Annotated in this window: 11 protein-coding genes; 8 read left to right on the top strand and 3 right to left on the bottom strand. The window is 73.3% G+C overall.

From position 1 onward, the window contains the following. The first annotated feature begins 202 nt into the window (after nucleotides 1-202). The 8 genes from OG303_RS13555 (at nucleotide 203) to OG303_RS13520 (ending at nucleotide 9266) form a co-directional block, all read left to right on the top strand. On the top strand, nucleotides 203-1135 hold the full coding sequence (locus tag OG303_RS13555) for an ABC transporter substrate-binding protein (protein ID WP_405868226.1): 933 nt from the start codon (nucleotides 203-205) through the stop codon (nucleotides 1133-1135). Then, nucleotides 1132-1941 carry an ABC transporter permease gene (locus OG303_RS13550; RefSeq protein WP_405868224.1) on the top strand — a complete coding sequence of 270 codons (810 nt, stop codon included), beginning with the start codon at nucleotides 1132-1134 and terminating at the stop codon, nucleotides 1939-1941. Before OG303_RS13555 ends, OG303_RS13550 begins: the two co-directional genes overlap by 4 nt. After that, complete coding sequence (locus OG303_RS13545; protein ID WP_405868222.1) at nucleotides 1938-2795, top strand: ABC transporter permease; 858 nt, start codon at nucleotides 1938-1940, stop codon at nucleotides 2793-2795. The genes OG303_RS13550 and OG303_RS13545 overlap by 4 nt, the downstream gene beginning before the upstream one ends. After that, nucleotides 2792-3541 (top strand): ABC transporter ATP-binding protein, encoded by a 750-nt coding sequence (locus tag OG303_RS13540; RefSeq protein ID WP_405868220.1) that lies wholly within the window; start codon nucleotides 2792-2794, stop codon nucleotides 3539-3541. Before OG303_RS13545 ends, OG303_RS13540 begins: the two co-directional genes overlap by 4 nt. A 115-nt stretch (nucleotides 3542-3656) precedes the next feature. Beyond that, complete coding sequence (locus OG303_RS13535) at nucleotides 3657-6149, top strand: GTPase-associated protein 1-related protein (protein ID WP_405868218.1); 2493 nt, start codon at nucleotides 3657-3659, stop codon at nucleotides 6147-6149. 191 nt (nucleotides 6150-6340) lie between these two features. Beyond that, nucleotides 6341-7000, top strand: coding sequence for a vWA domain-containing protein (locus tag OG303_RS13530; RefSeq protein ID WP_405877247.1), 660 nt, complete (start codon nucleotides 6341-6343; stop codon nucleotides 6998-7000). Next, entirely contained in the window at nucleotides 6997-7890 is an 894-nt protein-coding gene (locus tag OG303_RS13525; protein WP_405868216.1) for a protein phosphatase 2C domain-containing protein, read from the top strand. The genes OG303_RS13530 and OG303_RS13525 overlap by 4 nt, the downstream gene beginning before the upstream one ends. A 17-nt stretch (nucleotides 7891-7907) precedes the next feature. Beyond that, nucleotides 7908-9266, top strand: coding sequence for a protein kinase domain-containing protein (locus OG303_RS13520; protein ID WP_405868214.1), 1359 nt, complete (start codon nucleotides 7908-7910; stop codon nucleotides 9264-9266). Between the two features lie 36 nt (nucleotides 9267-9302). On the opposite strand, the gene OG303_RS13515 is transcribed toward OG303_RS13520, so the two are convergent. Genes OG303_RS13515 through OG303_RS13505 form a run of 3 tightly spaced genes read right to left on the bottom strand, consistent with a single transcriptional unit; the run spans nucleotide 9303 to nucleotide 13330 of the window. Continuing rightward, nucleotides 9303-11411: a hypothetical protein gene (locus OG303_RS13515; protein ID WP_405868212.1), complete on the bottom strand. Its 2109-nt coding sequence runs from the start codon at nucleotides 11409-11411 to the stop codon at nucleotides 9303-9305. Nucleotides 11412-11459: 48 nt separating this feature from the next. Continuing rightward, nucleotides 11460-11957 carry a hypothetical protein gene (locus OG303_RS13510; RefSeq protein WP_405868210.1) on the bottom strand — a complete coding sequence of 166 codons (498 nt, stop codon included), beginning with the start codon at nucleotides 11955-11957 and terminating at the stop codon, nucleotides 11460-11462. After that, nucleotides 11954-13330, bottom strand: coding sequence for a hypothetical protein (locus tag OG303_RS13505; RefSeq protein ID WP_405868208.1), 1377 nt, complete (start codon nucleotides 13328-13330; stop codon nucleotides 11954-11956). The genes OG303_RS13510 and OG303_RS13505 overlap by 4 nt, the downstream gene beginning before the upstream one ends. Nucleotides 13331-13355 lie beyond the last annotated feature (25 nt).

The following is a 13355-nucleotide window of genomic DNA, read 5'->3' as shown; positions in this document are numbered from 1 at the left end:
GTGGCGTGGCGGGCAGGGCTCGGCAAGGGAACACGCGCGGCGGGCGGGCCGGTCCGTGGGCTGCGGGGAAGCCTTTCGTGCGGCGCCTCGTATTTCTCCGAAGAGTGACGGTTCGGCTCGCTGTCATGTGGTGATCATGACAAATCCCTGGTAGTCATGCCGCATGGCGTTACGTCGATTGCGGACGGGAATCGGGAAAACGGTGGCCGTCGCGGCTGCCCTGACACTGCTCCTCGCGGCCTGCGGCGACGACGGGGAGGGCTCCACGGGCGGCGGCGGGCGGACGAAGATCACCGTGGCCGCCCTGCCGTTGACCGACTCCGCCGCGCTCTACATCGCGCGGGACCGCGGACTGTTCAAGAAGGAGGGGCTGGACGTCACGATCCAGCCAGTGCAGCAGAGCATCCAGGCGCTGCCCGCTCTCGCCAAGGGCCAGGTCGACGTGATCGCGAGCGCGAACTACGTGACCTTTTTGCAGGCCGACGAGAAGGGCACCCTCGACCTCCGCATCCTCGCCGAGGGCGTACGGGTCGCGCCGCACATGATGGACGTACTGGTGCCGAAGGACTCGGGCATCAAGAGCGTCGCCGACCTCGCGGGCAAGAAGGTCGCCGTCAACATCCTCAACAACATCCAGTCGCTGACGCTCAACGCGATCCTCGACGCGCAGGGTGTCGGGCGGCCCGTCTACCGGCAGATCGCCTTTCCGCAGATGGGGCCCGCGCTGGAACGCAAGCAGGTGGACGCCGTGCACGCGGTGGAGCCCTTCGACAGCGCGATCCAGGGGGAGTTGAAGGCGAAGGTGCTGCTGGACGGCGGGTCGGCTCCGGTCCAGTCGTTGCCCATCAGCGGGTACGTCACCACGCGGAAGTTCGCCGCCGAGCATGCCAAGGCGGCAACTGCCTTCCAGAGTGCCATCGAGGCCGCCTCGAAGATCGCGGCACAGGACCCGTCCGCCGTACGCGCCGAACTGCCCAAGTACACCAAGGTGACCGCGGACCAGGCCAAGTCGATCGGGCTGCCGGCGTATCCCGCCTCCAGTGACGCGGCACAGCTGCGGCGGCTGACCGAACTCATGAAGAAACAGGGGCTGTTGAAGAAGGCCCTCGACCCGGCGACGCTGCTGGTCAAGTGAAACGACCGCAACGGCTGAAACGGCATCAGGATCTGTGGCTGGGCACCCTCGGCGTCCTGCTGGCCTTCGGAGTCTGCGAGGCGGTGGGCCGGGCGGGCGTCGTCCGGCGCGCCTACCTTCCGCCCGCCTCCGAAGTCCTCGCCCGCGCCGTCGAGTTGGCGGGCGACGGCGCCTTCCTCGACGGGGTCGGTGCCACCCTGCGGGCCTGGGCGCTGGGGCTCGGCCTCGCCGTCGCGATCGCCGTCCCGCTCGGTCTGCTGCTCGGCAGCGTGCCGGTCGTCGACTCCGCCGTACGCGTGATCGTGGAGTTCCTGCGGCCGTTGCCGTCGGTCGCACTGATCCCCCTGGTCTCGCTGCTCCTGGGCACCGGCACCGAGACCAAGGTCGCGCTGATCACGTACGCGTCGGTGTGGCCCGTCCTGTTCAACACGATCTACGGCCTCGGCGAGACCGACCCGCTCGCCAAGGACACCCTGCGCGCCTTCGGCTTCGGCCGGCTCTCGGTCCTCCTGCGGGTCGAACTGCCCGGCACGGCCCCGTTCATCGCCGCCGGCATCCGTATCTCGGCGGCCATCGCCCTCATACTCGCCGTGGCCACCGAACTCCTCTCCGGCTTCGGTGAAGGCCTCGGCATCTTCATCGCCCAGGCCGGCCTGGCCACCGACGGCACCCGCGACGTCCTGGCCGGCGTGGTCTGGGCAGGCGCCCTCGGCCTGGTCATCAACGGCGTCCTGGTGTGGGGAGAACGCCGGTTGTTCCCCTGGACCCCGGAGCGGCGGGCGGCCGGGAGCGGGGTGCGGTCATGAAGGCGGTGCCCGCTCCGGCGACCAGGCGGCGCAGAGACGTCCCGCACGGCGGATCCCGCGACCCTGCCAAAAGCACGCTCCATCAAGTCCTCCTCCGCCTCCTGGTCCTGGTTCTCGTCCTCGCCCTCTGGCAGGTGGCCGCCCAGGCCCACGGCAGCGTCTACTTCCCGCCCCCGGGCCGGATCGCGCGCCGCGCCCACGAGTTGTGGTTCTCGGGGCCCGTCCGGCGCGCGTTTCTCACCGAGGCCGCCATCGGGGACGTACTGCCGAGTGTCGGACGGATGGCGGCCGGGTTCGGGATCGCCGCCGGTGCCGGGATCGCCGTCGGCGTGGTGGTCGGGCGGTCGCGGTGGGCGTACGCCCTGTGCAATCCCGTGCTGCAGTTCGCGCGGGCCGTGCCGCCGCCGGCGCTGGTGCCCGTCTTCGTCGTCGTCCTCGACTTCGGTACGCCGATGCAGATCGCGTCGATCGCCTTCAGCGCCGTCTGGCCGGTGCTGGTCAACACGGCGGAAGGGGTGCGCAACACCGACCCGCTGCGGCACGACGTCGCCGCCGTCCTGCGCCTGAACCCCGTCGAACGGCTCCGGTTCCTGCTCCTGCCCTCCGCGCTGCCCCGCATCTTCGCGGGCCTGCGCCTCAGCCTCTCGCTCTCCCTCATCCTCATGGTGTTCTCCGAACTGCTGCCGGGCACCGCGAACGGCATCGGCTACACGCTCACCGACGCCCAGTCGCGCTCCGACCTGCTCACCGTATGGGCGGCCCTGCTCCTCCTCGGTGTCCTCGGATACCTCCTCAACACCGCTCTGCTGGCGGTCGAGAGACGGCTCGTCGGCCGGGGAAGGAGCACGGCATGACGCTCCGCCTCGACTCCCTCGGCCAGCGCTACGGCGACCAGCGCGTTCTGCACGACATCACGCTCACCGTCCCCGACGGCCAACTCCTGTGCGTCGTGGGCCCGTCGGGGTGCGGCAAGTCCACGCTGCTGCGCACCGTCGCGGGACTGCAGCCCGCACGCGAGGGCACCGTCACCTTCGACGGAACCCCGGTCACCGGCGTACCCGACCACCTGGCCGTCGTCTTCCAGGACTACGGCCGCTCCCTCTTCCCCTGGCTCACCGTCCGCGACAACGTCGCCCTCCCGCTGCGCCGCCGCGGTCTCGCCAGGGCCGAACGCCGCGCCGAGGCCGAGCGCATCCTCGAGCGCGTCGGACTCGACGGAGCCGGCCGTCGCCACCCCTGGCAGCTGTCCGGCGGCATGCAGCAACGCGTCGCCATCGCCCGCGCCCTGGTCTGCCGCCCCTCGCTGCTGCTCATGGACGAACCCTTCGGCTCCCTGGACGCCCAGACCCGCGAGGACCTCGAGGACCTCCTTCTCGAGGTCCACCGCACCGACGGCACGACCATCGTCTTCGTCACCCACGACATCGACGAGAGCGTCTACGTAGGCGACCGCGTCGTCGTCCTGTCCCCGGGCCCCGCCTCCCGCATCGTCCTCGACCTGCCCGTCGAACTTCCCGGCAAGCGCGACCAGATCGGCACCCGGGGCCTGCCCGAGTTCGTGGCCCTGCGGGCGGAGGTGGGGCGGGCCGTACGGGGATAGAGCGCGACGAGCGGGCCCACCGTGACAGCCCGAGTGATCCGGTCCGCTTCTGTGCGCCCCGTGCCAACTTGCCCGTCCTCCTGCGGTGTTCGGCGCGGATCGCCAGAATCGGGGCATGGCCATCCGCGAACTCAGCTACGTGCTCCTCCGCGATCCCGACTCGGGTGCCGACCGGCTCACCCCCGTCACCGCGGTGCCCGACGGCGTGCCGGACGACCTGATGCAGCGGATCATCACCGCCACGCACGGCGCCGCCCCCGCGTCGGGGGCCGCGCTCAGCTACACCCGGCTGCCCCACCGCGAGGGCGGCGGACTCCTGTGCAGCGCGCGCCTGGACGAGGACTCCGAGCGGTTGCGCGTCGACGCGCGCTACGAGGCCGGCGACCCCGACGGGACCCGGCGGCGCTGGCCCGTCGACGCCTGGCGGCCGAGCGCCCTGGCCGCACGAGGCGACGAGGCGTTCGCGCCGGAGGACCGGCTGTGGGACGACGCCCTGCTGGTGAAGTTCGCGTCCGACCAGGGCCGGCGCGTCGCCCCGTTCCTCGCCGACGTGCGCGGCCTGTTCGCCGACCCCGCGGGCCGTCAGATCGTCGTGGCCGAGCAGGACCAGGAGACCGTGGCGCGCTGGATCGCCCTCGCCTGCGCCTCGCTGCCCGTGGCGTACGCGCGGGCGCTGACGTTCACCACCCATTCCGCCGACCCGGGCGCCGCCCCGCAGCAGATCCTCGGCATCGACCCGGACACGGACCCCGAGGTCTTCGACCGGAAGGACCTGCCGACCATCACCCATCTCTTCCGGGTGCACGACGGCCTGGGCGGCCCGGGCAGTCCGCCCCTGGCCGACTCCTGGGCGGAGGCGGCCGCCTGGCTCTGGCGGGAGGGCGTGGTCCCACGGCCCGGCGGGCCCGAGGAGGGGACCGCGGACGGCTCCGGCGCCTTCGGTTCTGCTGGCGACGCCGAAGGCCGCGACGGTTCCGGCGGCTCCCGCGACTCCGGCCTCTCGCCCGGCGCCGCTGCGGCCGGTCAGGCTCCGGCTCCCCAACCTCCCGCCCCCCAGGACCCCTTCGCCCTCCTTCCCCTCGTCCGCCGAGCCCTCACCGCCCGCAGCGACGACGCGTTCGAGGCACTCCCCGACGGCAGCCTGCTGTCCGAGATCCTGACCGCCGCCACCCGCGCCGCCGAACAGGGCCCGCTCGACGACGCCCTCGCCCGGGACCTCGCGGAGATCGCCCGGCGGATCGCGACGCACCGGCGGGACGCGGTCCAGCCGCTCGTCGCCGCCCTGCTCCGGCGCCAGGCGAAGGCAGCGCACCCGCAGGACGTCGTCCCCGCGCTGGAAGCGGCCCGCGGCGAGCTGCCTCTCGACGACGGGACCTGGCGCACCGTGCGCTCCGAGTTCGGCCCGCCGCCCGAGGACGAACTGCGCAGGCTGCTGCGTCAACCGCCGTCCCCCGCCTGGGAGAAGCCGCTGCGCGCCCTGCTCACCCCCGGCGCCGACCGCGGCTCCACCGTGGACGAGGCGGTGCTGGGACTCGCTCGCGCCCTGAGCCGGCCAGACGACCGACAGCCCTGCGCCGACGCCGTGGCGCTGCTCGCGGCCCTGGGGGACCGCGTGTTCACCCGCCGGGTCCTGAACCGGCTCGCCGAGGGAGCGGAGGGCCGCCGCATCGGTGCCATTCGCGACCTGGCGGCCTCGCCGCACGGCGTCTGGCTGCGCGACCACCTGGACGGGGCGCCCTTCGTCGTACGCATCGCCGCGTCGGCGGCCAACCTCGGCGGCGCCCCGTACGGCCGCACCGGTGTGGAACTCTGGGCGGAACTGGCGAAGCTGCACCTGGACGGACAGGTCTCCGACGTACCCACCCTGAAGATCCTCTGGGCCCTGGCCTGGCCGGAGAAGAGCGGAGTGCCGCCCAAGCACGAGCAGGGCAGGGTCACCGACGTGTGCCCCGCCCGGCTGATCGTCGAGGCGGGCTGGGAGAGCCGCCTCAGCCACTGGCTCAGGCACCCGGGGCGGGTCACCCAGGAGTACTTCGACTTCGCCCGCGCGGTCTCCGGGTCCCGCAGGCTCGCGCCATCCGAACAGGCCCTCGCCCAACTGCTCGTCCTCGCACGCGACTTCGCGCGCGGAGAGGAGACGGTCGGCCCCTTCATGGAACGCCTGCCCGTGCTGGAGCGGGATGCCGGACGCCTGGACGAGGTGGTGCGGGACCGCATCGACTGCTGGATCGCCCGCGGCATGGCCCGCACCGAGCCCGCCGAGCTGTACCGCACCCACGCCCTGCACTACGTCGCCACCGGCAGCCTGGGACTCATCCACGAGTACGGCAAGGCCGTGCGGCACGCCCAGCGCCAGGGCGGCACGCTGGAACCCGCGGCCCTGCGGGATCCGAGCCGCCTGGCCGCTCTGTTCGTCATCTGGGGTCAACCCCACCGGGGCGCCAGGGGCCGCTGGCGCGACCTGTCCAACGAGCTGCTGTACGAGGTCCTCGGCGCCGTGGTGCAGCACCTCGACGAGCGTGACCTCAGCACCGTGGCCACCGTGCTGTCGAAGGTCGACAAGTGGTGGGTCCAGACGTGGAACGACTGGCGCAACGGAAGGCGGTGACAGGGGGGCGCACATGGGGCGCATGTGAACTCGGTGAACATCCTTGTGCGCCGCCAATCGTCCCAGGCACCAGATCTTCGTCCCTGTTCTCAACTAGGCTTGTCCGCAAGGAAGTCCACGGGCCCCCGCGCGGCCCGGCCTCGGGGGAGAGGACCACCGTGAGCGACACCTTCGACCTGCCGGGCGGCAGTATGGCGAGCCGCCCCGTCCACTTCATCTGGCTGCTGGACTGTTCCGGCTCGATGAGTGTGAACGGAAAGATCGCCGAGCTGAACTTCGCCATCCGCGAGGCGATCCCGGAGATGCAGTCGGCCGCCCGGTCCAACCCCGGAGCCACCCTGCTCGTCCGCGCCGTCTCCTTCGCCAGCGGGGCCAGCTGGCACATCAACGACGCGACCCCGGTGGACCAGTTCACCTGGGAGGACCTGCACACCTACGGCGGCACCGACATGGGCGCCGCGTTCCGCCTGGCGGCCGGCGCGCTGCAGACGCCGCCCATGCCGCAGCGCGCCCTGCCGCCGGTGCTGGCGCTCGTCTCCGACGGCCAGCCCACCGACGACTGGCGGTCCGGACTGCGCGCCATCGACGACACGCCCTGGGGCAAGCGCGCGGTGCGGGTCGCCCTCGCCATCGGCGACGACGCGGACAAGAGCATGCTCAAGGAGTTCCTCGCCAACCCGGAGCTGGAGCCGCTGCAGGCGAAGAACCCGCGCCAACTGGCCGCCGCCATCCGCTGGATGTCCACCGCCGTGAAGGCGGCCTCCACGCCCAAGGGCGACGGCGGCGGCCCCGTCCAGGCCCCGCCGCCCGTCGCACTGGGCAAGGACGAGGACGAAGACCCCGTCTGGTGACCGGCGTCGTGGCACCGGCCGAGCGGTGGGAACTGCTCAGGGGCGAGGTCAAGGGCGCGGCCAAGAAGTACAGCCAGGACCGCTGCGAGGCGCGGCTGGTGGCCCAGGGCCGCGCCGTCGTCCTCGCCGTCGCCGACGGACACGGCTCGGCACCCCACTTCCGCAGCGACCAGGGCGCGGCCTGGGCCGTCAGGGAATTCACCGCCTGCGCCCAGGAGTTCGCGACCGCGGCAGTGCGCTACGACGAGGAGGCCGAGCAGCACGAGGACGACAGCCCGTGGTGGAACGCGCTCGCCGAACTGCGCGCCGAGGCCCGCCGGTTGCCCCAGCTGGTCGCCCACCGCTGGTACGAGCGCGCCACCCTGCACGACTGCAACTCCCCGGCCCACGGCGCGCACCGGCAGACGCCCAAGGGCCCCGACCTCACCGCCTACGGCACCACCCTCGTCGGTGCCGTCCTGACCCGGCGTCTGCTGGTGTGCTGGCAGCTGGGCGACGGCGACGTCGTCGTCCTGGACGCGGCCGGGACCCCTTACACCCCGCTCTACACCGGCCCCGACCTCGGTGACGAGACGGACTCCCTGTGCGCGCCCGAGTCCTGGCACCGTGCCCGCTGCCACTGGCAGCCGCTGACCAACGAGGGCCCCTCGGGAGTGCTGCTGTCCACCGACGGGCTGTCCAAGAGCTTCACCGACCACCAGGGCTTCCTCGACTTCGCGGCCGGCGTGCAGGGCCGCGCCCACGACCTGGGGATGCCCGCGGTGCGCAACCGGCTGGAGGAGTGGCTCAGCCACGCCGCCCAGTACTCCGGCGACGACACGACACTCGTGGGCGCCTTCGAGCCCGTCGGCCCGACCGCGCCCCCGCCGCACGACGCGCCACACACCTGAGCCACGAGAGGAACCGCATGGTGAACGGCATGCTCGCCCCCGGGCAGACCCTGGTGACCGAGGAGGGCGAGAAGCTCAAGGTCGCCGACATGTTCGGCTCCGGCGGCCAGGGCGAGGTCTACCGGGTGCGGACACGCAAGGGCGAGCGCGCCCTGAAGTGGTACTACCCGCAGCTCGCGGACGGCCGCCAGCGACAGATCCTCGAAGGCCTCATCGGCTGCGGCTGGAGCGACGACCGCTTCCTGTGGCCGCAGACCGTCGTCGTCGACGCCGACGGCAAGCTGCCGGGCTTCGGCTACCTCATGGACGTACGGCCCGAGCGCTTCCACGACCTGCCCGCGCTGTTCCGCCGCGATCCGGCGCTCGCCGCGACCACCCAGCGCACCCTCGTCATGGCCGCCCTGCACACCGTCGAGGCCTACCGCGCCCTGCACGGCAAGGGCATCGCCTACCGGGACATCAACTGGGGCAACATCTTCTTCGACCCGCACACCGGCGACGTCCTGGTGTGCGACAACGACAACGCGGTCTTCGAGGGCGAGAGCGCCGGAGTCGCCGGCACGATGGACTTCATGGCGCCGGAGCTGGTGCGCGGCGAGCGGGGTGCCCAGCCCGGCATCCAGAGCGACCTGCACTCCCTCGCGGTCCTGCTCTTCCTGCTCCTGATGAACCATCACCCGCTGGAGGGCGCACAGGCGTTGCAGATCCGCTGCATGGACGAGAACGCCCGGAAGAAGCTCTACGGCACCGACCCCGTCTTCCTCTACGACCCGAACGACAAGCGCAACCGGCCGGTGCCCGAGGAGCAGCAGACCGTCGTGGCCACGTGGGGCGCGCTGCCGCCGACGCTGCGCGAGCTGTTCGTCGAGACGTTCACCGAGGGGCTCAAGGACCCGAACCGGCGGGTGCGGGAAGGGACGTGGCTGACGGCCCTCAGCGAGGTCCTGGACACCATCTGCACCTGCGCCTCCTGCGGCCGCCAGAACCTCACCGAGCCGGACGGACCCGCGCCCCAGTGCTGGGGTCAGAACTGCCGCCGGCCCCTCACCCTCCCGCCACGCCTGCAACTGACCACCGGCACCGCGATGATGCGCAGCAAGCCCCGCTCCGTCCGCCTCGGCCCGCAGGCCCGTCTCTACGCACACCACCTGGCCGTCGAGGCGGAGCGGCACGACTTCTCCGCCGTGGTCGCTCAGGTGACCGAACACCCCAAGCAGCGTGGGCGGTTCGGCATCACCAACCGCTCGCAGAACAGCTGGACGGCCCGCCGCTCCGACGGCTCCGTGCACGACGTCGACCCCGGTCGGACCGTCGCCCTGAGCACGGGCCTGCAGCTGGAGTTCGGCGGCGGCGCCGAGGCGGTCGTACGGGACTGAGAGCCCGGTGCCGCGGGCTCCGAGCACATCGGAGCCTCAGCGGCTGAACGGCCACCACCTGCGCCATCGGCCCCACCAGGCGTAGGGGGCGAACAGCGGGTGAGGGGGCGGCAGCAGGCGGGGCGGTGCCAGGACCGCGGGGAGGTCCGCGGACGCGGCGTCCGCCGGGACCGCGAGGGCGTCGGGGCGTGGCACCGCCGAGACCGTCACGCGGTAGGCGTCCGCGGTCACCGGGAACTCCACGCGGTCGTCGGCGAGGAAGCGGCTGCGGGCCACCCGGCACTCCTCGCGGCCGCCGCCGCCCTCCCAGGCGACCAGCACCAGCACGGCGGGCTCCGGCCACGCGAACCGCACGGCCGCGCGGTCCGCACTGATGCGGTGAACCGTCAGATCCCTTACTGTGCCCGGCCGTTCGACCAGCACGGCCGGTCCGGTCAGGGCCCGGTCGCCCAGCGCGCTCAGCGCCGTCATGCGCACCCGGGACCGCTCCGGGACGGCCACTTCCAGGGACGGCTCCGGCACAGAAGGAGAGCGAGGGGGCGTCAGGTCCGTACGGCGGGAGACGTCCGTGCCCGGGAGCACCGGCCCGCTCGGCCAGGACACCACGCTGCTCAGCCCCTGCTGGGGCGGCCGCCAGGTGAGGGCCACCCGGTCGCCGTCGCCGACGAGCCGCGCCGCCAGGTCCTCCACCTGATCGGGCCACTCCTCGGCCCGGGCGGGCACCCGTACTCCCTCGGACCAGACCGTCTCACCGGCCGGCCCCGGATAACCGCAGCGGATCGCGTACGTGTAGGCGCCCGCGGGGAGCCGCTCGTCCCGCAGCCCGTCCCGCTCGCACTCCACCGGCACGGGCCAGCCGGCCAACGGCCCTTCCGCGCGGCGCTCCACCTTCACGTCGGTGCAGGCCGCGTTCACCCGCCAGCGCAGCCGTACCCCGTCGGGCACGAGCGAGACGGCGACGTCGGCCACGTCCGGCGCGATCACCAGGGCCGCCGACACCAGCGGCACCCCGGCGACCTCGTCCTGACGCAGCGGGACGACGGCGTAGCGCAGGGGGCGGCCGACGGGGGCGGCGGGGTCGGTGTGGCGCAGGGGGTCCCCCGGCCGTCCCTCCTCCTCGCCCAGCACGGCCAACTCCCGTACGTCCCACGGCGCTCCGTCCGGGAAGCGCACCACGCGGAAGGTGACCGGGGTCGCGCCGGGCAGTGCCGGTGGCCAGGAGAGGCAGACCGTCCGCTCGTCCAGGACCGCGTCCAGGTGCGGACCCGGGCCCGGTCCGGTCACGTCCGCCGCGCGCGCCGCCGCGCCGAGCAGGCCCGCCTGCACCGCCGGGTCGTCCACGGCCCTGCGGGCGGCCTCGAACCGGGCCTTGGCGGCGGCCCGTAGCGAACCGCCGGCCTCCAACCGGGCAGCCTTGTCGATGAGTTGATGGATCTCGGTGCGCTGCGCGCGCAGCTCGTCCAGGAGGTTGGCCAGCACATGGTCGCGTCCGGTGCCGGGCACCCGCGCGGCCACCTTCTCGGCGCGGTGCAGCCGCCGGTCCGGCCATACGTCGCCCAGGTGCTCGGCCGCCTCCCGGCCCGGCCCGGCGTCGGGAAACCCGAGCGCCACCGCCGCCGCCAGATACCCCGCCTCGTCCCGGTGCACGCCGAGCGCGGCCGCCGCCTCCTCGGTCGGCCCCTCGGAGCCGTCGCGCAGCAGACAGCCCAGCTGCCACAGCAGCAGCCGGCGCAGCCCCATCGGGTCGTGCCGGACGAACGCCTCCAGCGTGTCCACGACGCCCGCCGCGCCGTCGGCCCGCGGATCGCCGGAGGCCAGCCAGCCGGCCCGCGCCTGCCGGACGTACTCCTCGTCGACCCGCGCCCACCGCGTGCCGCGGCCGCGGAACCACAGCCCGTCCAGGACCCGGAAGCCGTCGTCGTTCTCGGGGCGCGGCAGCGACCCGAACGCCGTGTTCCCGGGCGCCGCGGGCGCACGCAGGGCGTCCGCCACATGCCGGAACTTCAGCGCGTCGAGGCCCTCGCGCAGCTTGGTGTAGCCGTGCATCGCGGGGAAGCGGGGCAGGTCGGGCAACGGCGGCCGGGCAGCCGCCCCCTCGCCCGCATCGCCCCATGCCGCCCGCTGCCCGGGCCGCCACTGTGCCACGCCGCCTGGTCCTTCCTTCGTGTCCGCCGCTGCCGAATCGACGTGCCGCTACTCGGCGGGCTGCGTGTAGAAGTACACACGCACGATCGCCGTGTTCGCCGCCTCGCCGAGGTTGAGGAAGTCGTCCGTCGCCATCCGCTTGCCGAACATGTCGGGACGCGCCTTGGTGAGCTGACTGTTGACGTGGTGCGCGTAGACCGTGCCGCCGTTCCCGCCGCCGAACGTCAGCACCAGGGCTGCCGTACGGCCCTTCCACTTGGCCGTGGCGGAGCGGAGTTGGCGCTGCAGGCCGCCCTTGTCCGTGCCGTGCACCTTGAACTTGATCGGTGAGCGCGACACACCCTGCGGCCCGGTCGGCGAGGGGCTCGGCGAGGGGCTCGCCGACGCGGAGGCGCTGGCGGACGCCTTGGGCTGCGCGGCCGCCAGCGGGTCCGGGCGGTCGGCCATCGACACCAGCGCCAGGACCAGCAGCAGGTCGGCGAAGAGCCAGCCCGCGAGGACCACGACGCCCGGACGGCGGGTACGGCGCCCGGGGCGTGTGCTCACAGGTCACTCCCGTCGGAGCGCTCGTCCCGGCCGCCGTACCGCAGCTGCATGGTGCCCTGCGTGCCGAGCGCGCCGTTGCCGCCGTCGGGGTACTCGTTCGGGTGCCGGACCGGGGCGGCCGGCGGGGTGCCGTTCGGGCCGGGGCCGGCGTTGGACTGCCCCGGAAGCCCGGGGGCTGCGGGGGGTGCCTGCCGTGCGGACAGGGTGTGGATCGCCCGGTCCAGCCGTGCCGCCGCGTCCTGCCAGTGGGCGGCCGCCGCGTCCCAGCGCTCGGTGGCCTCCCGCATGCCGTCGACGACGTCGTTCGTACGTCCCGCGCCCGCGGCGATGGCCCGGGCCGCCTGCTCGGCCGCCTGCGCCGCCGCCTCGGACTTGGACGCGAGCGCCTTCTGCTCGGCGACCAGTGACGAGAACGCGGACTGCACCTCGCCGGCGGCGGACTGGAGCTTGTCCGCGATGACGCGGGCCGACTCCTTGCTGTCCTGCCGTACCTGGTCCGTGGCGTTCGTACCGGCCGTGACGGCGGCCTCGACGCGGCCGGCCGCCGCCGCGAGGCGCGGCACCTCGGTCGACAGCGCCCCGGCCGCCTGCTGCAGCGCGTCGGTCGCCTTGGCGACGGCGTCCGCGCCGTCCGACAGCCGCTTGTGGCTGCCGTTGGCCTTCTGCAGAAGGTTCTGCAACTGCTGGGCGGCGCGGGTGAGTTCCTTGGAGAACTGGTCCGGGGAGGCGGCCCGGTGTGGGGACAGGCACAGCTGCACCCGGCTCAGCAGCGAGGCCAGTGAACCCAGCAGCTGCTCGTCGCCGGCCTGCCGGTTCTCCTCCTCCCGGTCGGCCCTGGTCCGGGCGCGCGCGTGCCACACCGACAGCAGCACCAGCAGCGTGATCAGTACGACGGCCATCAGGGCCACGTTCTCGAACCGGCCCACCGCCGCCAGGTGCCCGCCGAAGCCGGTCTGCCACAGCTGCAGGAACGGACGCGTCGCCTGCTTGGAGTCCTCCCGGCTCAACTCCCCGTAGGCGCGCACCGCTTCGCGCAGCCCGAACCAGGTGACGAGCAGCGGCACGAACACCAGCACACCGAGCACGGCCTCCAGCACGCCGTCCCGCGGGGCCCGCCGCCACCACGGTGTGCCGGCCGGCGCACCGGACCGAGGGGCCGTGAGACTCTCCGGGCGTACGAAGGCCTCGACGAGGTCGAGTTCGGCCCAGGTCTGAAGGCGGTTGCCCTGGTTCAGGTCGTTGGCGAGGGTTCTCAGTTCGGGCCGGCGGGCGGCGAGTCGGTCGGGATGGGCGTCGAGCAGCTCCGACAACTCCGTGCTCAGCACCTTGCGGTCCAGGAAACTCGGTTCGAGGGGTTTGGCTGCGGTGGGCAAGCGCGTTCTCCTGACTCAGCACCGG

The organism is Streptomyces sp. NBC_00005, from assembly GCF_045160215.1.
In the GTDB taxonomy this organism is placed as follows: Bacteria; Actinomycetota; Actinomycetes; order Streptomycetales; family Streptomycetaceae; genus Streptomyces.
The sequence above is the reverse complement of the archived record's forward strand: the minus strand, read 5'-3'. Positions and strand labels throughout refer to the sequence as shown.